20 protein-coding genes are annotated in these 24825 nt (G+C 44.3%); 18 read left to right on the top strand and 2 right to left on the bottom strand.

Features of this window, described 5'->3' with window-relative positions:
- The first annotated feature begins 3 nt into the window (after positions 1-3).
- The gene (gene ettA / locus AB9N12_RS16205) at positions 4-1695 is read left to right on the top strand and encodes an energy-dependent translational throttle protein EttA (protein WP_369893176.1); all 1692 of its coding nucleotides are present in this window, start codon (positions 4-6) and stop codon (positions 1693-1695) included.
- 44 nt (positions 1696-1739) lie between these two features.
- Here ettA and AB9N12_RS16200 read toward each other — a convergent pair whose 3' ends face one another.
- Both AB9N12_RS16200 and AB9N12_RS16195 read right to left on the bottom strand, forming a co-directional pair.
- Positions 1740-2858 (bottom strand): glycosyltransferase family 1 protein, encoded by a 1119-nt coding sequence (locus AB9N12_RS16200; RefSeq protein WP_369893175.1) that lies wholly within the window; start codon positions 2856-2858, stop codon positions 1740-1742.
- A 153-nt stretch (positions 2859-3011) separates the two neighbouring features.
- Positions 3012-4283: a BamA/TamA family outer membrane protein gene (locus AB9N12_RS16195; protein ID WP_369893173.1), complete on the bottom strand. Its 1272-nt coding sequence runs from the start codon at positions 4281-4283 to the stop codon at positions 3012-3014.
- Between the two features lie 245 nt (positions 4284-4528).
- On the opposite strand from AB9N12_RS16195, the gene AB9N12_RS16190 reads away from it, so the two are divergent.
- From AB9N12_RS16190 to AB9N12_RS16110, 17 genes are all read left to right on the top strand, one after another.
- Positions 4529-5878 carry a Na(+)-translocating NADH-quinone reductase subunit A gene (locus AB9N12_RS16190; RefSeq protein WP_369893172.1) on the top strand — a complete coding sequence of 450 codons (1350 nt, stop codon included), beginning with the start codon at positions 4529-4531 and terminating at the stop codon, positions 5876-5878.
- Between the two features lie 127 nt (positions 5879-6005).
- The gene (locus AB9N12_RS16185; RefSeq protein WP_369893171.1) at positions 6006-7175 is read left to right on the top strand and encodes an NADH:ubiquinone reductase (Na(+)-transporting) subunit B; all 1170 of its coding nucleotides are present in this window, start codon (positions 6006-6008) and stop codon (positions 7173-7175) included.
- Positions 7176-7189: 14 nt separating this feature from the next.
- Positions 7190-7864 carry a Na(+)-translocating NADH-quinone reductase subunit C gene (locus AB9N12_RS16180; RefSeq protein WP_369893170.1) on the top strand — a complete coding sequence of 225 codons (675 nt, stop codon included), beginning with the start codon at positions 7190-7192 and terminating at the stop codon, positions 7862-7864.
- 21 nt (positions 7865-7885) lie between these two features.
- The gene (locus AB9N12_RS16175) at positions 7886-8527 is read left to right on the top strand and encodes an NADH:ubiquinone reductase (Na(+)-transporting) subunit D (protein WP_369893169.1); all 642 of its coding nucleotides are present in this window, start codon (positions 7886-7888) and stop codon (positions 8525-8527) included.
- A 43-nt stretch (positions 8528-8570) separates the two neighbouring features.
- Positions 8571-9197, top strand: a complete 627-nt coding sequence (gene nqrE / locus AB9N12_RS16170) for an NADH:ubiquinone reductase (Na(+)-transporting) subunit E (RefSeq protein ID WP_369893168.1) — start codon at positions 8571-8573, stop codon at positions 9195-9197.
- An 18-nt stretch (positions 9198-9215) separates the two neighbouring features.
- Entirely contained in the window at positions 9216-10490 is a 1275-nt protein-coding gene (gene nqrF / locus AB9N12_RS16165; protein ID WP_369893167.1) for an NADH:ubiquinone reductase (Na(+)-transporting) subunit F, read from the top strand.
- Positions 10491-10727: 237 nt separating this feature from the next.
- Positions 10728-12071, top strand: coding sequence for a DEAD/DEAH box helicase (locus tag AB9N12_RS16160; RefSeq protein ID WP_369893166.1), 1344 nt, complete (start codon positions 10728-10730; stop codon positions 12069-12071).
- A 186-nt stretch (positions 12072-12257) separates the two neighbouring features.
- Complete coding sequence (serC, locus tag AB9N12_RS16155) at positions 12258-13325, top strand: 3-phosphoserine/phosphohydroxythreonine transaminase (RefSeq protein ID WP_369893165.1); 1068 nt, start codon at positions 12258-12260, stop codon at positions 13323-13325.
- Positions 13326-13429: 104 nt separating this feature from the next.
- Entirely contained in the window at positions 13430-14350 is a 921-nt protein-coding gene (locus AB9N12_RS16150; protein WP_369893164.1) for an NAD(P)-dependent oxidoreductase, read from the top strand.
- A gap of 163 nt (positions 14351-14513) precedes the next feature.
- A complete protein-coding gene (locus tag AB9N12_RS16145) occupies positions 14514-15761 on the top strand; it encodes a DUF1015 domain-containing protein (protein WP_369893163.1) in 1248 nt (415 codons plus the stop codon).
- Between the two features lie 8 nt (positions 15762-15769).
- Positions 15770-16387: a YigZ family protein gene (locus AB9N12_RS16140; protein WP_369893162.1), complete on the top strand. Its 618-nt coding sequence runs from the start codon at positions 15770-15772 to the stop codon at positions 16385-16387.
- Positions 16388-16434: 47 nt separating this feature from the next.
- Positions 16435-17520 carry an HpaII family restriction endonuclease gene (locus AB9N12_RS16135; RefSeq protein ID WP_369893161.1) on the top strand — a complete coding sequence of 362 codons (1086 nt, stop codon included), beginning with the start codon at positions 16435-16437 and terminating at the stop codon, positions 17518-17520.
- A gap of 276 nt (positions 17521-17796) precedes the next feature.
- A complete protein-coding gene (locus AB9N12_RS16130; RefSeq protein ID WP_369893159.1) occupies positions 17797-19155 on the top strand; it encodes a transposase in 1359 nt (452 codons plus the stop codon).
- A 659-nt stretch (positions 19156-19814) separates the two neighbouring features.
- Positions 19815-20363, top strand: a complete 549-nt coding sequence (locus tag AB9N12_RS16125; RefSeq protein ID WP_369893156.1) for a UpxY family transcription antiterminator — start codon at positions 19815-19817, stop codon at positions 20361-20363.
- A 102-nt stretch (positions 20364-20465) separates the two neighbouring features.
- Positions 20466-21587 carry an MraY family glycosyltransferase gene (locus tag AB9N12_RS16120; protein ID WP_369893155.1) on the top strand — a complete coding sequence of 374 codons (1122 nt, stop codon included), beginning with the start codon at positions 20466-20468 and terminating at the stop codon, positions 21585-21587.
- A 13-nt stretch (positions 21588-21600) separates the two neighbouring features.
- Positions 21601-22392: a polysaccharide biosynthesis/export family protein gene (locus AB9N12_RS16115; protein ID WP_369893153.1), complete on the top strand. Its 792-nt coding sequence runs from the start codon at positions 21601-21603 to the stop codon at positions 22390-22392.
- A gap of 13 nt (positions 22393-22405) precedes the next feature.
- Complete coding sequence (locus AB9N12_RS16110) at positions 22406-24823, top strand: GumC family protein (protein WP_369893152.1); 2418 nt, start codon at positions 22406-22408, stop codon at positions 24821-24823.
- The last annotated feature ends 2 nt before the right edge of the window (positions 24824-24825 follow it).

The raw sequence follows: 24825 nt of genomic DNA, 5'->3' as shown, positions 1-24825 counted from the left end.
ATAATGGCTGCTGACGATAAAAAAATTATCTTCTCGATGGTGGGAGTGAGCAAGGCTTTCACCTCCAATAAGAATGTGTTGAAAGACATTTACCTGTCCTTTTTCTATGGAGCGAAAATCGGCATTATCGGTTTGAACGGTTCCGGTAAATCAACGTTGTTGAAGATTATTGCCGGTTTGGAGAAATCTTATCAGGGAGAAGTGGTGTTTTCTCCGGGATATTCCGTGGGTTATCTGGCACAGGAACCCTATTTGGACAACACGAAGACAGTAAAAGAAGTGGTGATGGAAGGTGTGCAACCCATTGTTGACGCACTGGCAGAATATGAAGAAATCAATCAGAAGTTCGGTTTGCCGGAGTATTATGAAGATCCGGATAAGATGGATGCTCTTTTTGCCCGTCAGGGCGAACTGCAAGATATCATTGATGCGACTGATGCATGGAATCTGGATAGCAAGTTGGAGCGTGCGATGGATGCTCTCCGTTGTCCGCCTGAAGATCAGCCGGTAGAAAACCTGTCCGGAGGTGAACGTCGCCGGGTAGCTTTATGCCGTTTGTTATTGCAGAAACCGGATATACTCTTGTTGGACGAACCTACCAACCACTTGGATGCAGAATCTATCGACTGGTTGGAACAACATCTCCAGCAATATGAAGGTACGGTTATTGCCGTGACGCACGACCGTTACTTCCTCGATCATGTTGCCGGATGGATTCTTGAACTGGACCGTGGTGAAGGTATTCCTTGGAAAGGTAACTATTCTTCCTGGCTGGAACAGAAGACAAAACGCATGGAAATGGAAGAAAAGACTGTCAGCAAACGTCGTAAAACGCTGGAACGGGAGTTGGAATGGGTGCGTATGGCTCCGAAAGCCCGTCAGGCAAAGGGTAAGGCGCGTCTTAATTCTTATGACAAGTTGCTGAATGAAGACGTGAAAGAGAAAGAAGAAAAACTTGAAATCTTCATTCCGAATGGTCCGCGTTTGGGTAATAAGGTCATTGAAGCGAAACAGGTGGCTAAAGCATACGGTGATAAGTTGCTGTTTGACGATTTGAACTTTATGCTTCCTCCTAATGGTATTGTCGGTGTGATAGGTCCTAATGGTGCGGGAAAGACAACACTGTTCCGTCTGATTATGGGGCTGGAGACAGTAGATAAGGGAGCATTTGAAGTAGGAGAGACTGTAAAGGTGGCGTATGTAGATCAGCAACATAAAGATATAGATCCGAATAAGAGCGTTTACCAGGTAATTTCCGGTGGTAATGAGTTGATCCGTATGGGTGGACGTGACATCAATGCGCGTGCCTATCTTTCCCGTTTCAATTTCTCCGGAGGCGATCAGGAAAAACTTTGTGGTGTATTGTCCGGTGGTGAAAGAAATCGTCTACATTTGGCGATGGCTTTAAAAGAAGAAGGCAATGTACTGTTGCTTGATGAGCCTACCAATGATATTGACGTAAACACACTGCGTGCTTTGGAAGAGGGTCTGGAAGATTTTGCCGGCTGTGCTGTAGTTATCTCGCATGACCGTTGGTTCCTCGATCGTATCTGTACACATATCCTTGCTTTTGAAGGAGACTCTAATGTGTTCTACTTCGAAGGGTCTTATTCAGAATATGAAGAAAATAAAATGAAACGTTTGGGAAATGAAGAACCGAAACGCGTTCGTTATAGAAAGCTGATAGCTGACTAGCAGTAATAGATTTGGAGGTAAGTCCTCAAATTAGGACTCTCCATTTATTTTATGAGAGTTATGGCATCTTTATAGGTTTTTGCGTATTCTTTCCCTATTTTGTAGATGTTCATATATTTCAACGCATAGTCATGGCTTCTTTCTCCTTGTCTCCATGCGGACAGTGTGCGTGCTTTTTCAAGTGCTTGCAGAATGTCTTCTTGGTTGTTGGGATCAAAAGTAGGGTTTCCGGTTGCGGTCAGTATTTCTCCGATGTTTCCTGTTGCCGGTCCCACTACCACTTTGCGGTAGAGGAAGGCAAGGGGGGCATTGCTGGAGTTCAGGGCATCCTTCCGTTGTATGAATATCACGTCTGAAGCAGCGATGTAATAGGGGAGGTCGTAATTGTCTACCAGTTCATCATTGACTCCGGCGTAAAATTTCAGGAAGCGGTTGAGCAGCGGCATGACGAGATAGTATCCTAGGCGTGAGAGTCCTCGTTTGAGTAAATTCCGTCCATATTTGTTATGTTTGGAAAAAGGATAGAATCGGGGAGCCAGCAGCAGTTTGTTTGCTTTATTCCATTTGCAGAATGCTCCCGCCACCATGCGTATTTCTTCCCAATTACGGAATTTTCCGAAGGCGGTGACGATGAATGCTTCTTGTGGCAGCCTCAGATACTGGCGTGCGCGCTCTATGCTGATATTTTCTTTGTAGGTGTATTGGAAGATGTGGTGCGGGATGATGACATTCCTGCTGCCGGGATGTTTCTTTATGAATTCCGTCTGGCTGTAATGTCCCATGTGTACCACGATGTCACTTTCCGATTCGATTATGTCGTAGGCCTGGCTGATAATATCATTAGCACAGTGGGGGCAGATGCTGTGCCGTGTGTATATGAAGTGAGTTCCCCTCGAGCGGAAAAAGGCGATACGTTCTTTCAGCCGGCGGATGATGTCGGGAGCTTTGCAGTTCCATCCTACTACCTCTTCTGGCCATTGGAAATGGATGATGTCATAAGCTGCGTCCGATTCCCAAAATTCTTTTTGAGAGTATCTCACATTAATTCCAGCCGTTCTGATAGCATCACATAAGACAGAGACAAATGGATTGTCGTTTTCTCCTTTTTTTTTGAAAACGATCAGTGCGTTGATTGATTGGCTGTCTGCTCCATTATTATTCATTTTTTAAGTTTTAGTGGCTTTTATTCCATCGCAAATGTACTAAAACTTTCTATAAGTTCCTCCTCTTCAGTGTCTTTATTGTTGTTAAAGTTGATATTTAAGGAAATATCAGACAGGTCTAATGTGCTGATAAGTCGTTTTGCTTCTTGGCAATCAGAAAGCTTCCGTCATGTTAAAATAGAACAAATTCTGCTTGTTTACCATGTCTCTTCCGAGATCGAGGCGTACATTCATACGGGGTTGAACTTCAATGCGTAACCCTACTCCGAGGTTGGGAAGCACACCTTCTATCTTGCCCGGAGCAGGTCCCATAAATCCACATCCTCCCCAAGCTACATATCCTATATGGCTTAACATCTTTTTTACCCAATTACTTTTGTCTGTATTTATCATCTGACGGTATTCGGCTATCATGACATGTGAGGACTTGTCGCGAAACTGTCCCATATAGTAACCGCGAAGATCGAAGGGGGTTCCGCTAAGTACATATTTGGTTAGGGGTACATCGCCAAATGCGTTTTTGCTTTGTACTGTCCAAGCTATTACTTTGCGGCGTCCTACCGTTTTGTATTGGCGATAGTCGATCTCCAGACGGTAAAAGTTATTATCACTTCCCACTACTTTATTATACATCATTCCCCGGAAGTCGAGGTAGGTTCCGCTATATGCATTGGCGGGAATATCACGTGTGTCATACGTCAGCAGGAAACCGAGTCCGGAGCTGAAATTTTTGTATCCGTTTTCTGTACTTCCTGCTGCTATATACGAGGGCTCATTAATCATTCCGGTAGCCGGTCTGGTAATTTTGTCATAGTTTAAATCGACTTGGGGGCCCGCAAAGAAGTTGCTTTCTCCCAAACGGAGCAAGAACCATGGATTTATTTGGATGCCGCTATAGCGATATTCGCTGGTATCTTCTCCACGTTCATACTTTTTATTAGTGGAATAGCCGATACCATAAAAATTCTCGATTGTGTTCTTATAAGAAAAGGTGCCGAAGATGCGGAAACGGTCGCCTTTAAAAAAAAGTTGCGGTTTGGTCATCAGGTTCAAACCGCCCTTGAATATCAATGCAATGGCCATCGGCACTACGGAACGTCGTTGGGTCGTATCACTCGGATTCATACGGAATGTCATCAGTGCGCTACCGCCTACCAACAAGCCGAAGTCCGGTGTATAACTGGGACCGCCTAATATATTGTAGTGCAAATTTCGTTTTGCTACGCGCTGGCGATGTAACTCGCGCTTGGAAAGGGCAGGAATGGTATCTGACGGACTGTCTTCCATATCTGTGGGCGTAATATCACTGATAGAAGTTGTAGCCTTTTGCAGTTCATCGCTTTTTACTGCTGTGCTGTCAGCCGCAGCTGGCAGCATATTGATGGATGGAAGCAGCATCAATATTCCTATTATATATTTCTTCATAATTTCTCTGTGAGGAATTTGACTGCAAATAAAACTGTTTTATTTCAATTGGGTTTGATATTCTTAGATAATAAATCTAAAAAAAGAATCGTATTTCTGCGGAATAAGACGGTTGATAGAATATTGTGTGCGACCACGAAAAAGATTACGGATATTTTTCCGTAATTCCTTTCTTTTTTCCTCCCGAATCCCAATCTTATTTATTACTTTTGCGGCAAATTTGTGAAACCATTATTTTATATAGCATGGCAAATGTAATAAAGTTACGTAAAGGCCTTGACATAAACCTGAAAGGTAAAGCTGCTGAAACGTACACAACGGTAAAAGAACCGGGATTCTATGCACTGGTACCCGATGACTTTCCTGGAGTGACGCCTAAGGTGGTTGTGAAAGAGCAGGAATATGTAATGGCTGGTGGACCCTTGTTTATCGACAAGTATCATCCTGAAGTGAAATTTGTTTCGCCGGTGAGTGGCGTGGTGACGAGTGTGGAACGTGGTGTTCGTCGCAAGGTATTGAACATCGTAGTGGAAGCTGCTACAGAGCAGGACTATGAAGATTTTGGAAAGAAAGATGTTGCTTCGCTGGATGCTGAAGCTGTGAAAACCGCTTTGTTGGAAGCGGGACTTTTTGCGTTTATCAAACAGCGTCCTTATGACATCATTGCAGATCCGACGGTCACTCCGAAAGGAATCTTTATTTCTGCATTCGATGCCAACCCGTTAGCACCGGATTTTGAGTTTGCCCTCAAGGGTGAGGAAACGAACTTTCAGACTGGACTTGACGCCCTTGCCAAACTGGCAAAAACCTACCTGAGTATCAGCGTGAAACAGAACACTGCCGCACTGACACAGGCTAAGAACGTTACAATCACTGCTTTCGACGGACCGAATCCTGCTGGTAATGTAGGGGTCCAGATCAACCATCTCGATCCCATATCCAAGGGAGAAACGGTATGGACTATTGATCCGCAAGCCGTTATCTTCATTGGCCGCCTTTTCAATACAGGGCATGTAGATTTTACCCGTACAGTAGCTGTGACAGGTTCCGAAGTGTTGAAACCTGCCTATTGCAAACTCCGGGTCGGTGCATTACTCACCAACGTGTTTGCTGGTAATGTAACACAAGATAAAGGTTTACGCTACATTAGCGGTAATGTGCTGACGGGAAAGCAAGTCTCTCCGAACGGATTCTTGGGCGCATTCCATAGCCAACTGACTGTTATCCCTGAAGGTGACAATATTCACGAAATGTTAGGATGGATCATGCCGCGCTTCAACCAGTTCAGTGCCAGCCATTCTTATTTCAGTTGGTTGATGGGTAAAAAGGAATACACGCTGGATGCCCGCATCAAAGGTGGCGAACGTCACATGATTATGTCGGGTGAATACGATAAGGTATTCCCGATGGATATCCTGCCCGAATATCTGATCAAAGCAATCATTGCCGGTGACATCGACCGTATGGAAGCTCTTGGCATCTATGAAGTAGCTCCTGAAGATTTTGCCCTTTGTGAATTTGTCTGCTCTTCGAAGGTGGAGCTGCAACGTATCGTCCGTGCCGGACTCGATATGCTCCGTTCAGAAATGGCATAAGAGAATTAAAAAATGATAGATTAAAAATTAAAAAAAATGATAATTGAGACTTTTTGAAAATGTCTTCAGAGGTAAACACAAGTATAGCTTTTTCTTGGTTCTCAATTGTCAATTCTCAATTTAATAAATGAAAGCGTTAAGAAATTATCTCGATAAGATAAAGCCGAACTTTGAAGAGGGCGGCAAATTCCACGCATTCCAGTCGGTGTTTGACGGCTTCGAAACATTCCTGTTTGTGCCCAACAAGACTGCGAAAACGGGAACGCATATACATGACGCAATCGATAGCAAACGCATCATGTCGATTGTGGTTATTTCGTTAATACCGGCTTTGCTGTTCGGTATGTATAATGTAGGTTACCAGCATTTCCACGTTACTAATACTGCAGGTAGTTTTATTGAAATGTTTGCTTACGGATTTCTGGAAGTATTGCCTAAAATTATCGTATCTTATGTAGTAGGTTTGGGTATTGAATTTGTGGTAGCTCAATGGAAAAAAGAAGAAATACAGGAAGGGTTCCTTGTTTCCGGTATATTGATCCCGATGATTGTTCCGGTAGATTGTCCGCTGTGGATTCTTGCCGTAGCCACTGCATTCTCTGTAATTTTCGCAAAAGAAGTATTCGGTGGTACAGGGATGAATGTATTCAATGTAGCATTGATTACTCGTGCATTCCTGTTCTTCGCATATCCGACCAAGATGTCCGGTGACGCTGTATGGGTGTCAGGCGACAGTATCTTCGGCTTGGGACAAAGCGTAGACGGACTTACCGTTGCCACTCCGCTGGGACAAGCTGCCACATCAGGTAGTGTTCCTGCATTCAATATGGATATGATTACAGGTCTGATTCCGGGTTCTATTGGTGAAACAAGTGTGATTGCCATTTTGATTGGTGCCGCAATTCTCCTTTGGACGGGTGTCGCAAGTTGGAAGACAATGATTTCTGTTTTTGTCGGTGGTGCATTCATGGGCTGGGTATTCAATACGATTGGTCCGGATACAGCAATGGCCCACATGCCTTGGTATGAACACCTTGTTCTCGGTGGTTTCTGCTTCGGTGCCGTATTTATGGCTACTGATCCTGTGACTTCCGCACGTACGGAGAATGGTAAATATATCTTCGGATTTCTGATCGGTGTGATGGCTATTGTTATCCGTGTACTGAATCCTGGGTATCCGGAAGGTATGATGCTCGCCATCTTGCTGATGAATATCTTTGCCCCGCTGATCGACTACTGTGTAGTACAGAGTAATATCAGTCGTCGTGAAAAACGTGTTATTAAGTCTAACCAATAAAATACCGAAAGAAAATGAATACAAATAGTAATAGTTATACTATCATTTATGCTTCGGTAATGGTTATTATCGTAGCATTCCTCCTGGCATTCGTTAGTTCTTCACTGAAATCTACACAAAACAAGAATGTGCAGTTGGACACTAAGAAACAGATCCTTGCCGCATTGAACATTAAAAATGTGGAAGATGCGGATGCGGAATATAAGAAATATGTGAAAGGTGATATGCTGATGAACGCAGACGGTTCGCTGATTGAAAATACTGGAGAATTTGCTACCAACTACGAAAAAGAAGCAAAAGAACAACAGCGTCTGCACGTATTTGTGTGCGAAGTGGACGATCAGACTAAGTATGTGTTTCCTGTTTACGGTGCCGGTCTTTGGGGAGCTATCTGGGGATATATTGCACTGAATGAGGATAAGGATACCGTTTACGGTACTTACTTCTCTCATGCAAGTGAAACTCCGGGTCTGGGTGCTGAAATTGCAACTGAACATTTCCAAAATGAATTCGTTGGAAAAAAGACTTTGGAGAATGGCTCTATCGCTTTGGGAGTGGTAAAGAACGGCAAGGTGGAGAAGCCTGAATATCAGGTGGACGGCATTTCTGGTGGTACAATCACTTCGGTGGGTGTAAATACCATGTTGAAGAATTGTCTGGGTAGTTACATGAGTTTTTTAACTAAATAATAAGGAGGAGAAAGATAGAATATGGGACAACTGTTTTCAAAGAGAAATAAAGAAGTATTCTCTGCTCCGTTGGGAATAAACAATCCGGTAACCGTACAGGTGCTCGGTATCTGTTCTGCACTTGCTGTTACTGCCAAACTGGAGCCTGCTATTGTAATGGGACTTTCAGTAACGGTGATTACCGCATTTGCTAACGTTGTTATTTCATTGTTGCGCAAAACCATTCCTAACCGTATCCGTATCATTGTTCAGTTGGTGGTGGTGGCTGCTCTGGTAACTATTGTAAGTGAAATTCTGAAAGCTTATGCTTACGACGTAAGTGTTCAGCTCTCTGTATATGTAGGTTTGATTATCACCAACTGTATCCTGATGGGACGTCTTGAAGCATTTGCCATGCAGAACGGTCCTTGGGAGTCTTTCTTGGATGGTGTAGGTAATGGTTTGGGATATGCTAAGATTTTGGTGCTCGTTGCTTTTTTCCGTGAACTGTTCGGTTCGGGAACGTTGCTCGGTTTCAACATTCTTAATTACGAACCTGTTAAGAATATCGGATACGTAAACAACGGTTTGATGTTGATGCCGCCGATGGCATTGATTATCGTAGCTTGTATTATCTGGTATCAACGTGCACGTCACAAAGAATTGCAAGAAGAAAGTAATTAATGGAAATGAAGAACTCTTCATTCTTAATTCTTAATTAAAAGATATGGAACATTTATTAAGTTTATTCGTCCGCTCTATCTTTGTGGACAACATGATATTCGCATTCTTCCTGGGTATGTGCTCATATTTGGCAGTATCGAAGAATGTGAAGACTGCCGTAGGATTGGGCATCGCTGTAACTTTTGTGTTGCTGGTGACGCTTCCGGTGAACTACTTGTTGCAGACCAAAGTGCTGGCTGCCAATGCCATTATTGAAGGTGTAGACCTTAGTTTCTTGAGTTTTATTCTTTTCATTGCCGTTATTGCCGGTATTGTGCAGTTGGTGGAAATGGTGGTAGAACGTTTCAGCCCGTCACTGTATGCTTCGTTGGGTATCTTCCTGCCGTTGATTGCAGTGAACTGTGCCATCATGGGTGCCTCTCTGTTTATGCAGCAACGTATCAATCTCGCTCCGAGCGACCCGAAATACATTGGCGATATTTGGGATGCTATTTCTTACGCATTGGGTTCCGGTATCGGTTGGCTGCTGGCTATTGTAGGTTTGGCTGCTATCCGCGAGAAAATGGCTTACTCTGACGTTCCTGCTCCGTTGAAGGGCTTGGGTATCACGTTTATCACAGTAGGTCTGATGGCAATCGCATTTATGTGTTTCTCTGGTTTGAACATCTAAAAAGAAAGGAATAAGACAATGGATATGAATTTAATATTAGCGAGCATTGGGGTATTCCTTGTGGTTATTCTCTTGCTTGTTGTTATCTTGTTGGTTGCCAAAAAATTCTTGGTGCCATCAGGAAACGTGAAACTGACAATCAACGGTGAAAAGGAATTGGAAGTGGCTTCCGGTTCCACGTTGCTTAATACGCTGTCTGTAAACGGAGTATTCCTGTCATCTGCCTGTGGTGGTAAGGGGTCTTGCGGACAGTGCAAATGTCAGGTGCTCGAAGGGGGCGGTGAGATTCTGCCTTCTGAAGTCTCTCATTTCAGCCGCAAACAGCAGAAAGACCATTGGCGTCTGGGCTGTCAGGTGAAAGTGAAGAGCGATATGGCTGTCAAAGTGCCCGAAAGTGTACTGGGTGTGAAAGAATGGGAGTGCGAAGTGATTTCCAACAAGAACGTGGCTACATTTATTAAGGAGTTTATCGTGGCTTTGCCTAAAGGCGAACACATGGACTTCATTCCGGGGTCTTACGCACAAATCAAGATTCCTAAATATTCAATGGATTATAATAAGGACATCGATAAGAGCCTGATTGGTGACGAATACTTGCCTGCATGGGAGAAATTCGGCTTGTTCGGGTTGAAATGTAAAAATGAAGAGGAAACGATCCGTGCTTATTCTATGGCCAACTACCCTGCTGAAGGTGACCGTATCATGTTGACAGTGCGTATCGCTACTCCGCCGTTCAAACCGAAAGACCAAGGTCCTGGATTTATGGATGTGATGCCGGGTATCGCTTCTTCTTATATCTTTACCCTGAAACCGGGTGATAAGGTAATCATGAGTGGTCCTTACGGAGACTTCCACCCAATCTTCAACTCCGATAAAGAAATGATGTGGATTGGTGGTGGTGCCGGTATGGCTCCGTTGCGTGCTCAGATCATGCATATGATCAAGACATTGCGCGTTACTGATCGTAAGATGTCTTACTTCTATGGTGCTCGTGCACTGAATGAAGTGTTCTATCTGGAAGATTTCCTGCAGATCGAAAAGGAGTTCCCGAATTTTACTTTCCATCTGGCACTCGACCGTCCGGATCCTGCTGCTGATGCTGCAGGCGTGAAGTATACTCCGGGATTCGTTCACAATGTAATTTACGAAACTTATCTGAAGAATCACGAAGCTCCTGAAGATATCGAATATTATATGTGTGGTCCTGGCCCGATGTCGAAAGCTGTTGAGAAGATGCTCGACGATCTTGGCGTTCCGGCACAGAACCTGATGTACGATAACTTCGGAGGATAATTCGCAGAAGAGAACAATCGGTCGGAAAATGACCGGGAAGAGTATATAAAAACAGAGCGGGAAATCTGAAAAGGCGGTAGTGCTTCTTGGATTTCCCACTTGTTTTTTAGGGGATTCATGATGTCTTTCCGATCTGTTATGCATCTGTTCTGAAGATTGTTCTCCTTTTTTATCTGTACTTATCTATTATATTCGTATGTTTAACTGCATGATAGAATAATTAAAGAACAATAGGTTATGGAATATCATCGTATATCTTTCCCCCAAATACAGTCGGCCCTCCTCAATTTGAAGATTGATGAGTTGAATCCGATGCAGGAAGCAGCCCTTGAACAAGTTACCGGAAAAAAAGATGTTATCCTGTTGTCACCAACAGGATCTGGCAAGACATTGGCTTATCTGTTGCCTTTGCTCCTTATCCTAAAACCGGATGATGACAGCGTGCAGGCGTTGATTCTGGTTCCTTCACGTGAGCTGGCTTTGCAAATAGATTCTGTGTTCAAAGCAATGGGAACTTCCTGGAAAACCTGTTGTTGCTATGGCGGACATCCTATCGCTGAAGAAAAAAAGAGCATGGCAGGTAATCGTCCTGCTATCCTCATCGGTACTCCGGGACGTATCACTGATCATCTGTCGAAAGGAAATTTCACTCCCGAAACCATTGGTACTTTGATTATCGATGAATTTGATAAATCTTTAGAGTTTGGTTTTCATGATGAAATGACAGAGATTATCGCACAGCTTTCGGGATTAAAAAAACGTGTATTACTTTCAGCTACCGATGCTGAAGAGATTCCTGATTTTACGGGATTGAACCGCACGGTCAAGTTGAACTTCCTTTCGGATGCTTCTGAAGAACAGAAATCGCGTTTGAAACTGATGAGAGTGCTTTCACCTTCCAAAGATAAAATTGATGTTTTATACAACTTGCTTTGTACATTGGGAAGTAGTTCGAGTATCGTCTTTTGCAATCATCGGGACGCAGTAGACCGTGTACATCAGTTATTGGCAGATAAAAAACTCTTTGCAGAGCGTTTTCATGGCGGTATGGAACAGCCTGACCGTGAACGTGCGCTCTATAAATTCCGTAACGGTAGTTGCCATGTGTTGATCTCTACTGATTTAGCTGCCCGTGGATTGGATATTCCGGAGGTGGAACATATTATCCATTATCACTTACCGGTGAATGAAGAAGCCTTTATCCACCGTAACGGACGAACAGCACGTTGGGATGCTACCGGAACGTCCTATTTAATTCTGTATGTCGGAGAGAAAGTTCCTCCTTATATTCCGGAAAATATGGAAACAGTGGTGTTGCCTGAAAATCCTTCCCGTCCTCCGAAATCGGTTTGGGCTACCATATATATAGGTAAGGGAAAGAAAGAGAAACTTAGCCGGGTTGATATTGCCGGATTCTTATATAAAAAAGGAAACCTGACCCGCGATGATGTCGGAGCAATTGACGTCAAAGAACATTATGCCTTCGTTGCGGTTCGCCGGGCGAAGGTGAAGCAACTCTTACATCTGATTCAAGGGGAGAAAATCAAAGGTATGAAGACCATTATGGAGGAAGCGAAGTAGGAGAAGTTGATATCTATGGATAACAATATGGTGTATATATCCTGTATAAATCAATAAAAAGAAAAGACAATCTGCTTTGGAACAGTATTTTTATAAGGAAAGATTTGTGCAGCAGAAATAAATTCGTAAATTCGCAAAGTCAAAAGACAAAAATAACGAAATTGTTAAACCAAAAACAAACTTCAAATGAAAAAGCATAATTTCAATGCAGGACCTTCTATTCTTCCACGTGAGGTGATAGAGGATACAGCGAAGGCTATTTTAGATTTCAACGAATCTGGTCTCTCTTTGATGGAAATCAGCCACCGTGCCAAAGACTTCCAGCCCGTGGTTGACGAAGCAGTGGCATTATTCAAGGAATTACTCAATATCCCCGAAGGCTATTCGGTTCTGTTCCTGGGTGGAGGTGCTAGTATGGAGTTCTGTATGGTTCCTTATAACTTCCTTGAAAAGAAAGCCGCTTACCTGAACACTGGTGTATGGGCAAAGAAAGCAATGAAAGAAGCTAAAGGGTTTGGTGAAGTTGTAGAAGTTGCTTCCTCTGCTGAAGCTACATATACTTATATCCCCAAAGATTACACAATCCCGACAGACGCAGATTATTTCCACATCACGACTAACAACACAATTTACGGTACTGAATTGAAGGAAGACCTCGATTCTCCGATTCCGATGATTGCCGATATGTCTTCTGATATTTTCTCACGTCCGATCGACGTTTCTAAATATATCTGTATTTATGGCGGTGCACAAAAGAATCTGGCTCCTGCAGGTGTTACATTCGTTATCGTTAAGAACGATGCATTGGGCAAGGTTTCCCGTTACATTCCGACAATGTTGAATTATCAGACTCATGTTGACGGTGGGTCTATGTTTAACACTCCTCCTGTTGTGCCTATTTACGCAGCGTTGCAGACTCTTCGTTGGATTAAAGCGCAGGGAGGGGTGAAAGAAATGGAACGTCGCGCCATCGAAAAGGCTGATATGCTGTATGGGGAAATCGACCGTAACAAAATGTTCGTAGGTACTGCTGCCAAAGAAGACCGTTCACGTATGAATATCTGTTTCGTAATGGCTCCTGAATATAAGGAATTTGAAGCGGACTTCTTAAAGTTTGCTACTGAAAGAGGCATGGTGGGCATTAAGGGACACCGTTCTGTGGGTGGCTTCCGTGCATCTTGCTACAATGCTCTGCCGAAAGAAAGCGTACAAGCTTTGATTGACTGCATGCAGGAATTTGAAAAACTTCATTAATAATATGTTCACCACAGGTTACACGGATTACACAGATTTCTATGTTCTATCATCTGTGAAAATCTGCGTAATCTGTGGTAAGTCTTTATCTACAGAATCAGATTATGAAAGTACTTGTAGCTACTGAAAAACCGTTTGCTAAAGTTGCAGTAGATGGTATCCGTAAAGAAATAGAAGCAGCCGGATTTGAGCTTGCTTTGCTTGAGAAGTATACTGATAAGGCTCAATTGCTGGATGCAGTAAAAGAGGCTAATGCTATCATTATCCGTAGCGATGTTGTGGATGCAGAGGTGCTGGATGCTGCTAAAGAATTGAAAATCTTAGTCCGTGCCGGTGCAGGATATGACAACGTGGATTTGGCTGCTGCCACTTCTCACAATGTATGTGTGATGAACACTCCGGGACAGAACTCTAACGCTGTTGCCGAACTTGCTTTGGGAATGATGATATATGCTGTCCGTAATTTCTATAACGGTACTTCCGGTACGGAATTGATGGGTAAGAAACTGGGTATCCATGCTTATGGAAACGTCGGTCGCAATGTAGCTCGTATTGCCAAAGGTTTCGGGATGGAAGTGTATGCTTATGATGCATTCTGTCCGAAAGAAGTGATCGAAAAAGATGGAGTGAAAGCTCTTGATTCGGCAGAAGAGTTGTACAAGACTTGCCAAGTGGTATCTCTTCATATTCCGGCAACTGCCGAAACTAAGAACTCTATCAATTATGCGCTACTGAAAGATATGCCGAAAGGAGCTATGTTGGTAAACACTGCCCGCAAGGAAGTAATCAACGAGGCAGAACTGATTAAGTTGATGGAAGAGCGTGCAGACTTCAAATATATTACAGATATTATGCCTGCTGCCAACGCTGAATTTGCTGAAAAGTTTGTCGGACGTTATTTCTCGACTCCAAAGAAAATGGGTGCTCAAACTGCCGAAGCAAATATCAATGCCGGTATTGCTGCCGCTCGACAAATCGTTGGCTTCTTGAAAGATGGCTGCGAGAAATTTAGAGTAAACAAATAAGATGCTGAGTAAGTCAGCCGGATTTCTCCGGATAACTATGATAGTATCTGAAGAAAAACAATCCGTTGCAGAATGTCTTTTTTAGAAATAAATCGTATATTTGAGCCACAGATTTTCAAGAAGTCTGTGGCTTTTATTTTTTTACCTATAAAATACTAATATCATGGCAATAATCAAACCTTTCAAGGGCATCCGTCCTCCACAAGACCTTGTTGAACAGGTCGCTTCACGTCCTTATGATGTATTGAATTCAGAAGAAGCCCGCGCAGAAGCGGAAGGTAACGAAAAGTCGCTTTATCATATTATTAAACCGGAAATCGATTTCCCCGTTGGTACGGATGAACACGACGAACGGGTGTATGCTAAAGCTGCAGAGAATTTCCAATTGTTTCAGGACAAAGGCTGGCTGGTGCAGGATAATAAGGAAAACTATTATATCTATGCCCAGACGATGAACGGGAAAACACAATACGGGTTGGTAGTCGGTGCTTATGTCCCGGATTATATGAACGGGGTTATCAAGAAGCATGAGCTTACTCGTCGTGACAAGGAAGAAGATCGTATGAAACATGTCCGCGTAAATAACGCTAACATTGAGCCTGTATTCTTTGCTTATCCGGATAATGAGAAACTGGATGCTATTATAAAGAAATATACGGCAAACAAACCGGTTTATGATTTTATTGCTCCGGATGATGGCTTTGGACATACTTTCTGGATCATCGATCAGGATGAAGATATGGATATCATTACAGCCGAATTTGCTAAAATGCCTGCCCTTTATATTGCTGACGGACATCACCGTTCTGCCGCTGCCGCACTGGTGGGAGCGGAGAAGGCAAAGCTGAATCCAAATCACCGAGGTGATGAAGAATATAATTACTTTATGGCTGTTTGCTTCCCGGCAAACCAGCTGACCATCATTGATTACAATCGTGTAGTGAAAGATCTCAATGGGTTGACTCCCGAACAATTCTTGGCTGCACTTACTAAAAACTTTATAGTGGAAGAGAAAGGTACGGATATCTATAAACCGTCCGGCTTACATAATTTCTCACTTTATCTGGAGGGGAAATGGTACAGTCTGATAGCTAAAGCCGGTACATACAATGATAACGACCCTATTGGTGTACTTGATGTTACAATCTCTTCCAACTTGATTTTGGATGAAGTGTTAGGCATAAAGGATCTGCGTTCGGACAAACGTATTGATTTTGTAGGTGGTATCCGTGGATTGGGAGAACTCAAGAAACGCGTGGATAGCGGTGAAATGAAAGTGGCCCTGGCTCTCTATCCCGTATCGATGAAACAGTTGATGGATATTGCTGATACAGGCAATATTATGCCGCCGAAAACTACCTGGTTTGAACCGAAACTGCGTTCGGGACTGATCATCCATAAGTTGGACTAGATGATATCATGACCGCTGAAGATACTTATAAAACCATCATTGGGCCTTCCGAAGGTGTTTATACGGAAAAACGAAGCAAGTTCATTGCTATAGCCCTTCCTGTGCATACTCTCGATGAAATAAAGAGGTATCTTGAAACGTATCAGAAAAAGTATTATGACGCACGGCATGTATGCTATGCCTATATGTTGGGAGCTGAACGGAAGGTTTTCCGTGCTAATGATAATGGAGAACCTTCCGGAACAGCGGGTAAACCGATTCTCGGACAGATAAACTCGAATGAACTGACGGATATCCTGATTATAGTAGTCCGATATTTTGGAGGAATCAAATTGGGAACGAGCGGATTGATCGTTGCTTATAAGGCTGCTGCTGCCGAAGCGATTGCTGCCGCTACCATTATAGAAAAGACGGTAGATGAGGAGGTGACGGTAATGTTCGAATATCCTTTTATGAATGATGTAATGCGTATTGTGAAAGAAGAGGAGCCGGAGATTCTTAATCAGTCGTATGACATGGATTGTAGCATGACATTACGTATTCGCTGTTCGATGATGCCTAAGTTACGTGCACGTTTGGAGAAGGTGGAAACAGCGCGCATTCTTGGTGATGAGAATATTTTATAGGTAAGATATGGGAAGTCGTGTAGTAAAATAAAGAAAAACAAAAATATATGGCATTCGAAGCAACCAAAAGAGAATGGTGTGAACTCTATTCTTTCTTTCGTCTTTTGGCGGACGGTAAAGTGGTGACAGGTACGGCAGAGGCAAAGGCGGGAGATACATTTTGGCCTGTTGCGATGATTCAACGGGAAGAACATGACGGAACACGTCAATATTATATTGAAGAAGATACGATTCGTATGGAAGGAGAGAATGGAATTAAGTCCATGCCTCGTGAAGATTTTGGTATTGTGGCTGATCTGATATGGCAGGCTGTGAAATCTTCTCCGGAAAACGAGGTTATCTCTCCGGAAGGGGTAGAGGAGTTTTTAGACGAGGCTTCCATTTTCGATCTGGAAGCAAAAACGGAAGATCGTACAGACTTCTCCGTTGCATTTTGGCATCCGAAAGCTCCGTTAAGCGGCTTCAATGTCCGCTCACGGTTGGGCGCAATGAAACCGTTGCTGGACGGAGGGCGTGCAGCGAATCTTAAATTGGAACAGAGTGGAATTAAATTTGCCACTCCAACGGTGAATAAAATCAATGCTTTGCCTGAATCTCCGAATGAAGTTGCCGAACGGATGATGATGATTGAACGTCTGGGAGGTGTACTTAAATACGCTGATGTAGCCGACCGGGTATTTCGTAGCAATCTTCTGATGATTGATCTGCACTTTCCGCGTGTACTGACAGAAATGGTTCGTATCATGCATCTGGATGGCATCTCCCGTATTAGTGAGTTGACGGAGGTTATCAAACAAAGGAATCCGTTGAAAATTAAGGATGAGCTGATCAATAAGCACAAGTTTTATGAATTCAAGATGAAGCAGTTCTTGATGGCATTAGCATTAGGAATGCGTCCTGCAAAGATTTATAACGGATGGGATTCAGCGGTGGAAGGTATCCTGCTAGTGGATGGAAGTGGAGAAGTGCTCTGTTATCATAAACCGGAAAAGCAGGTGATGGAGGATTTTTTGTTTCAAAATGCTCGTTTGGAAAAGGGATCTTTGGAGAAGGACAAATACGGATTTCTGGAGAAAGAGAATGGAGTTTATTATTTTAAACTGAACGCAAAGATCGGACTCGTCAAACGGTAAAAAGTAGTAACAGTATAAAACAATGTTCTCTTGAGGCTATATCAAACTAAATTAAGAGGGTGTGTCAAAATTCCCTTTTTTAGGAAATTACCCCTGCTATAGCTATCTGTGGCAGGGGTAAATCTTTATATTTAGGGACATTCATTAAATATTATAAAATGAGCCAACTAATTCATACACAAATTATTGCGAATTAGTTGGCTTTTTAGTATCTTTAGGTATTCCCCCGAAAACAAGGTTTGACGGCCCAAACGGGGGAAATTCCCCAACTAAGATATGGCTAAGATACAAAAAATTTCAGAAATCCACCCAACTTTGGGCTTTACAGAATTTGATATTCTGGAAAAATACCGCAAGAGTTTTCATGAGAGTGAGCTTGGCAGGCTTCATTCGGTCTTTCCATTTGATCGTATGGCAAAAGCCGCAGGCCTGTCTGAACAACGTTTGGGCCGCAGGAACATATTCAGTCCTTCCGCAAAGATCGCCCTTATGGTCCTGAAGGCATACACCGGATTCTCCGACAGGAAACTGGTGGAACATCTGAACGGGAACATACACTACCAGATGTTCTGTGGAATCATGATCCCCCCGTCCCTTCCCATAACCAACTTCAAGATAGTCAGTGCCATCCGTAATGAGATAGCATCCCGCCTTGACATTGATTCCTTCCAGGAGATCCTGGCTTCACACTGGAAACCTTATCTTGATAACCTTCACGTCTGCATGACCGATGCCACATGCTATGAGAGCCACATGCGTTTTCCTACGGACATGAAACTCCTTTGGGAAAGCATCGAATGGCTCTACAGTCATATATGCCGGCATTGCAGGGATCTGGGCATAAGGCGTCCGCGCAACAAATACAGGAATGTGGCGGAATCCTATCTGTCCTACTGCAAGAAAAGAAAGAGGAGAGCTTCAAGGACAAGAATGCTTAAGCGCCGTATGATCAAGCTTCTTGAAAAGCTCCTCAGTCAAAGGGATGGGCTCCATAGCGAGTACGGTGCTTTACTCCGATATACGCAGGATTACCATAAGCGTCTTTCCATCATCAGAAAGGTGCTTGTACAGGAAAAGGAAATGTTTGAAGGGCGAAAAGTCAGTGACCGCATCATCAGCATCGACCGTCATTATGTACGTCCCATCGTCAGAGGCAAGGAAACCAAGTCCGTCGAGTTCGGTGCAAAGGTCAATAATATACAGATAGACGGCATATCGTTCATCGAACACCTCTCGTTCAAGGCTTTCAATGAGGGGATACGCTTGAAGGACTGTATCCGTATGCAGCAGAAGCTGATGAATGTAAGGGTAAGATGTGTGGCTGCCGATTCCATATATGCCAATAATGCCAACAGAAAGTTCTGTACTAAATATGGGATATCCACATCCTTTGTGCGCAAGGGAAGGGCGGGCAAAGATGAGCCTTTGAGGAAGGTGCTTAGAAGCGAACTCTCAAAAGAAAGGGCCACACGGCTTGAAGGAAGCTTCGGCACTCAAAAGCAACATTACTCGCTCGCAAGGATAAAGGCAAGGAACAAGAAGACGGAAATCCTGTGGATTTTCTTCGGAATACATACAGCAAATGCCATACTGATGATTGACAAGATCAGGAACAGAACGGGGAAAGCTGCATGATATGAGTTTACTGAAAGAATCAGAAGAGGTCAGAAGACTTCTTCCGGAACTTCATGTCTTGTCAGATAAGAGTATATGAGAATATACAGAAAAATGACAATAATAATGGCATATGAAGTGATTATACTCTATCATCTTCATATGCCATGGTATTTGGGGGGAACATTTACTGAATATTCCTAACTACTGATTTCCTTGGGAAGAGAAATATCGGGAGCGATATATTGGTTGAGTAAAAAATGTATTTTTCTCTGGGAGAGAAATATATTACGGGGGCAAAATTACACAATTTATTGAAAATACAGCTATAAAAGCGGTTATTTATTTTCAGTCGCTTTCATTTTCCGGGGGACTTGTGCACAGATGTTGAGCAAATCCTGTTTATGAAAAATCAGTTTCTTATTGTCAAACAAGTAGTTGCGTCCTATGTCAATTTTCGATACATCTCTCCCAGAGAGAAGGAGCAAAAAATGGAGCCGAAAACGGCTTTGGGAACCTCTTGCAGGTGTGAGATGACGGAATCTTTTATGGTGAGCATAAACAGATATACTGACATGGGGAATTATTTCCGAACTTTTGAAACGATTGTTTGTAACTGCTTGATATGTAATGCATTTTACAATCTTGCAGGATTAGAAGAATTGTCTTGAACCCTAAATATGGCTGTTTCAGAAGGAAAAAAACGAATATGCTGGTTCGTGATGCGCGACCTTAAACGGGCCAATGCCAAATTGCCCGCATATAAGCAACTGGCGGCCGAGCATTTCGAGGTGTTCACTCCCATGAAAGAGCGGTTGAGTGTTCGTGGCGGCAAACGTGTCCGAGAAAAAGTTCCCTTTATTCAGGATCTGCTTTTTGTCCACGATACACAGGGGGCAATCGATCTTGTCGTGGAGAAGATCCCCACCATTCAGTTCCGTTTTCAGAAAGGGAGCAGTTACAAAAAACCGATGACTGTCGCTGATGCGGATATGGAGCGTTTCATGCATGCCGTAAGTGTGTCGGAGAATCCGAAATATTATCTCCCGAGCGAATTGACACCCGCCATGTGCGGAAGGAACATCCGTATTGTGGGCGGTCCTTTGGACGGTTATGAAGGGAAATTGCTGACTGTGCGCGGGTCGAAAACGAAACGTCTGTTGGTGGAACTGCCTGAGTTCTTTTCCGTAGGGGTGGAAGTCAGTCCCGAATATATCAAGCTATTATAAATAATGTGTCAGTATGACCGATTCGTTTTTGGATGATATAGGGTCCAAGGTTACGATGGTTCATGGAGCGTGATCTGTCTTAGATATAAATGTGCACTATATATGTGTTTCTGGATTGTAAATTGTTCTCTGTCGTTTCTGCTTTGTGTCTTCTGTGCGGGTATCGTCATTCCCCAGATTCTGCTGATCGCCTTTCGCAAGCAGTTGTTTGACTTTCCCGACGAACGGAAGATCCATCATTGTGCAGTGCCCCGGTTGGGCGGCATCGCATTCAAGCCGGTCGTGTTTTTCACCATACTCCTGTTGCTGGGAATCAATATGGCGCTGGGGCATTCGGAGATGTTGTCCGAGATAGGAAACGATGCACGACCTTTGGCATTTGCGTTCTGTGCCATCATGGTATTGTACCTGGTCGGTATGGCCGATGACTTGATCGGTATCCGTTATCGTGCCAAGTTTGTCATCCAGATCCTGTGCGGTGTGATGCTTATCACCGGTGGAATATATATCGACAACCTGCACGGCATTCTGGGCATCCACGCGGTTCCGTTATGGCTGGGGTATCCCCTGACCATTCTAATCGTGATCTTCATCATCAATGCCATCAACCTGATCGACGGCATTGACGGGCTGGCTTCCGGACTGTGCAGTGTCGCCTGCCTGTTTTACGGGCTGACTTTTTTCATGCTTCACCGGTATATATATGCCATGCTGGCGTTCGCTACGTTGGGTGTGTTGGTACTGTTCTTCTATTACAATGTTTTCGGGAACGCCGAGCACGGGAGGAAGATCTTCATGGGTGACACGGGCAGTCTGACCATCGGCATGATGCTCTGTTTCCTCAGTCTCAAGCTGATTATGTGCGGACCGGACGAACATACGGGAAATATAGACTTGATGGTGCTGGCTTTCTCTCCGCTGCTGGTTCCGTGTTGCGATGTGGTCCGAGTTTACCTGCACCGGGTACGTAACGGGAAGAATCCGTTCCTGCCGGATAAGAACCATATCCATCATAAGCTGCTTGCTGTCGGAATGAAACAGCGGACTGCCATGATTTCCATCATCTTCGTATCGACTGTATTCATACTGTTTAATATTCTTCTGTCCCTTTATCTCGATGTGAACTGGATCGTACTGGGCGATATTCTGGTATGGACTCTTGCCAATATCCGGCTGACGAAGCGTATCGGACAGCTTCAGTCGAGGTGGACAACCGACAAATAAAAATCAATGAAATATGAAAATCAGATACATTTTACTCTTATCGGCCGTGGCTCTCCTGTTGGGATCATGTGCCACTCCGAAAGTCGCTTACTTTACAGACCTGAAACAGGGCACCGCAGAGCAGATCTTGAATCCGCTGGAAATCCGTGTACGTCCCGAAGACAAGATTTCAATATTGGTTAATAGTAAGGATCCCTTGTTGATGGACTTGTTCAACCTCCCGATCATATCCCGGCAGATCGGTAGTACATCGGGAACCTCCAACAGTCAGGGGATATCGGGATATACGATAAACAAGGATGGAGAGATCGATTTCCCCGTGCTGGGACATGTACATGTAGCGGGAATGACCCGTGAAGAGATTGCTTCGTGTATCAAAAAGGAACTGATCTCGAAGAACCTCGTGAAAGATCCGGTAGTAACAGTGGAATTCATGAACCTGACCGTTTCCGTATTGGGTGAGGTTGCCAACCCCGGACGTTTCAATATCGACAAGGACAGGCTGACGCTTTTGGACGCTTTAAGCATGGCCGGGGATCTTACCGTCTACGGGAAACGGGAGAACGTGCTGGTACAACGGGAGGAAAACGGTAAAAAGACCTTATATCAGGTAAACCTGAATTCAGGATACGACCTTTACGCCTCTCCCGTGTATTATTTACAGCAGAACGATATCGTTTATGTGGAACCCAACTCGATGAGAGCACGTCAGGCAACCGTCAATGGCAATAACGTCCGTTCAGCCTCTTTCTGGATGTCGTTGGCCTCGCTGCTGACCACCATTACCGTGTTGATCGTGAAATAATATAGAATCAGATATGAGCGTCAATCAAAAGAATGCAAAACCTGTACAGCAGGATGATTTCCTGCGGATACAAGACCTGTTATACCTGTGCCTCGCGAGGTGGAAGTGGTTCGTCTTGTCTTTAGCGGTAACGCTCGGTGTCGCTACCATTTATTTGTTACGCACCCCTGCCGTATATACACGTACCGCTTCGATCTTGATCAAAGAGGATTCCAAAGGCAAGTCGGTTTCCTCGGATTTGGAATCCTTCTCGGAGTTCGGGTTGTTCCAGTCCGGTACCAATGTGAATAACGAACTGATCGCCTTCCAGTCACCGGCGTTAATGACCGAGGTGGTCAAACGGTTGCGTTTGGATATGAATTACTTCGTTCCGGGGAGATTCCACCGTCAGATAGCCTATGGGCTGACATTGCCCGTGGATGTGACGATAAGCAACTTACCAGAAAACGAATCGGCCGGTTTTACGCTGGAGGTACAGCCGGACAGCACGCTGCTCTTATCCGACTTTACACGTAACGGGACGGAACTCGATGGAGAAGATATAATGGGACGCTTGCTCGACTCCATTCCTACACCGTTGGGAAATATCGTGATCCATACAACGCCTCATTATGTGAGAGGCGAGGCATATACACTGTATGTGGGCAAATCCGATTTGTATAATGCCGTAAACTCCTGCTCATCCAACCTGTCCGTCTCGTTGAACAACGAGAAAGCGTCGGTTATCGACCTGTCATTCAGAGATAACTCCACACAACGGGCAGAGGATGTATTGAGCATGTTGATTTCCGTTTATAACGAGAACTGGGTGAAGGACAAGAATAAAATCGCTGTCAGCACCTCGATGTTCATTAACGAGCGTCTGGGCGTGATCGAACGGGAACTGGGGAATGTGGACGAGGATATCTCTTCCTACAAATCCGAACACCTCTTGCCGGACGTGCAGGCAGCATCGAGCATGTACATGGCCCAGAGCAGTGCGACTAACGCACAGATTCTTGCCTTGAACAACCAGCTCTATATGACCCGTTACATCCGGAACTATTTATCCGATGATGCCAACCGTACCCAATTGCTTCCGGCCAACTCCGGCATAGAGAGTGCCAATATCGAATCGCAGATTGCCGAATACAACAAACAACTGTTGCAGCGCAACAGCCTGGTTGCGAACAGCAGCACGGGAAATCCGTTGGTTGTGAGTATGGATCAGGCTCTGGCGTCCATGCGGAGTGCGATAGTTACGTCTATAGACAATCAAATCGTAACGTTAAACGCGCAGATAAAAAGTTTGCAGCAGACGGAGCAACAGACAACATCCCGTATCGCTGCCAATCCTACGCAGGCTAAATATCTGCTGTCGGTTGGGCGACAGCAGAAGGTGAAGGAATCTCTTTACCTGTTCCTGTTGCAGAAGCGTGAAGAGAACGAACTCTCGCAAACATTCACAGCCTACAATACCCGCATAGTCACCCCGCCTTACGGAAGCATGCTGCCTACGGCACCCGTGCGTAAGAACATCTTTCTGGTCGCGTTTGCTTTGGGGTTGCTCATTCCGGTAGTCATCATCTTTATGCGCGAGAATATGAATACCCGTATACGGGGAAGAAAAGACTTGGAGAGTGTGACCATGCCATTCATCGGTGAGATTCCGTTGTTCGTAGGAAAAAAGAAGAAAGGAATATTCGGGAAGAAGTCGCAGGAGGTCAAGGCTATTGTCGTCAAGGAGGGTAGCCGTGACATCATCAATGAGGCATTCCGTGTGTTGCGTACCAATCTGGAGTTCATGATCGGTAAGGACAAGAAATCGAATGTCATCGTCGTAACTTCGTTCAATCCGGGCAGCGGCAAGTCATTCCTGACCATGAACATCGCCGTGAGCCTTGCCATTAAAGGGAAGGAAGTGCTGGTAATCGACGGTGACCTGCGTCATGGCTCCGCATCGTCCTATATCGATTCTCCCGCCAAGGGGTTAAGCGACTATCTGGGCGGTCATATCGACAACCTTAACGAAATCATCGTATCCGATCCGCAACGGAAACACTTGAAGGTTTTACCCATCGGAATGATTCCTCCCAACCCTACCGAACTGTTGTTCAATGAGCGTTTGAAGCAGTTGATCGATGCCGCAAGAGAACAGTACGATTATGTATTCATAGATTGTCCGCCCATCGAACTGGTGGCCGACACACAGATTATCGAGAAGCTGGTCAATCGGACCATCTTCGTGGTTCGCGCAGGGTTGCTTGAACGGAGTATGCTCGCCGAACTGAAGAGAATCTACCAGGAGAAGAAATACAAGAACATGTCCTTGATTCTGAACGGGACCGAGGGAAGCGGTGGCCGCTATGGATACCGTTACGGCTATCGGTATGGTTATCACTACGGTTACGGCTCCGGATACTATTATGGCTCCGATGAAAAAAACGGGTAAAT

This window comes from Bacteroides sp. AN502(2024), from assembly GCF_041227145.1.
In the GTDB taxonomy this organism is placed as follows: domain Bacteria; phylum Bacteroidota; class Bacteroidia; order Bacteroidales; family Bacteroidaceae; genus Bacteroides.
The sequence above is the reverse complement of the archived record's forward strand: the minus strand, read 5'-3'. Positions and strand labels throughout refer to the sequence as shown.

Coding starts and splice junctions, on each gene's coding strand:
- AB9N12_RS16190 (WP_369893172.1), top strand. CDS start 4,529: ATGGCAAATGTAATAAAGTTACGTAAAGGCCTTGACATAAACCTGAAA.
- AB9N12_RS16150 (WP_369893164.1), top strand. CDS start 13,430: ATGAAAGTACTTGTAGCTACTGAAAAACCGTTTGCTAAAGTTGCAGTA.
- AB9N12_RS16115 (WP_369893153.1), top strand. CDS start 21,601: ATGAAAATCAGATACATTTTACTCTTATCGGCCGTGGCTCTCCTGTTG.
- nqrE (WP_369893168.1), top strand. CDS start 8,571: ATGGAACATTTATTAAGTTTATTCGTCCGCTCTATCTTTGTGGACAAC.
- AB9N12_RS16160 (WP_369893166.1), top strand. CDS start 10,728: ATGGAATATCATCGTATATCTTTCCCCCAAATACAGTCGGCCCTCCTC.
- AB9N12_RS16145 (WP_369893163.1), top strand. CDS start 14,514: ATGGCAATAATCAAACCTTTCAAGGGCATCCGTCCTCCACAAGACCTT.
- ettA (WP_369893176.1), top strand. CDS start 4: ATGGCTGCTGACGATAAAAAAATTATCTTCTCGATGGTGGGAGTGAGC.
- AB9N12_RS16195 (WP_369893173.1), bottom strand. CDS start 4,283: ATGAAGAAATATATAATAGGAATATTGATGCTGCTTCCATCCATCAAT.
- AB9N12_RS16175 (WP_369893169.1), top strand. CDS start 7,886: ATGGGACAACTGTTTTCAAAGAGAAATAAAGAAGTATTCTCTGCTCCG.
- AB9N12_RS16135 (WP_369893161.1), top strand. CDS start 16,435: ATGGCATTCGAAGCAACCAAAAGAGAATGGTGTGAACTCTATTCTTTC.
- AB9N12_RS16130 (WP_369893159.1), top strand. CDS start 17,797: ATGGCTAAGATACAAAAAATTTCAGAAATCCACCCAACTTTGGGCTTT.
- AB9N12_RS16110 (WP_369893152.1), top strand. CDS start 22,406: ATGAGCGTCAATCAAAAGAATGCAAAACCTGTACAGCAGGATGATTTC.
- serC (WP_369893165.1), top strand. CDS start 12,258: ATGAAAAAGCATAATTTCAATGCAGGACCTTCTATTCTTCCACGTGAG.
- nqrF (WP_369893167.1), top strand. CDS start 9,216: ATGGATATGAATTTAATATTAGCGAGCATTGGGGTATTCCTTGTGGTT.
- AB9N12_RS16185 (WP_369893171.1), top strand. CDS start 6,006: ATGAAAGCGTTAAGAAATTATCTCGATAAGATAAAGCCGAACTTTGAA.
- AB9N12_RS16200 (WP_369893175.1), bottom strand. CDS start 2,858: ATGAATAATAATGGAGCAGACAGCCAATCAATCAACGCACTGATCGTT.
- AB9N12_RS16140 (WP_369893162.1), top strand. CDS start 15,770: ATGACCGCTGAAGATACTTATAAAACCATCATTGGGCCTTCCGAAGGT.
- AB9N12_RS16120 (WP_369893155.1), top strand. CDS start 20,466: ATGTGTTTCTGGATTGTAAATTGTTCTCTGTCGTTTCTGCTTTGTGTC.
- AB9N12_RS16180 (WP_369893170.1), top strand. CDS start 7,190: ATGAATACAAATAGTAATAGTTATACTATCATTTATGCTTCGGTAATG.
- AB9N12_RS16125 (WP_369893156.1), top strand. CDS start 19,815: ATGGCTGTTTCAGAAGGAAAAAAACGAATATGCTGGTTCGTGATGCGC.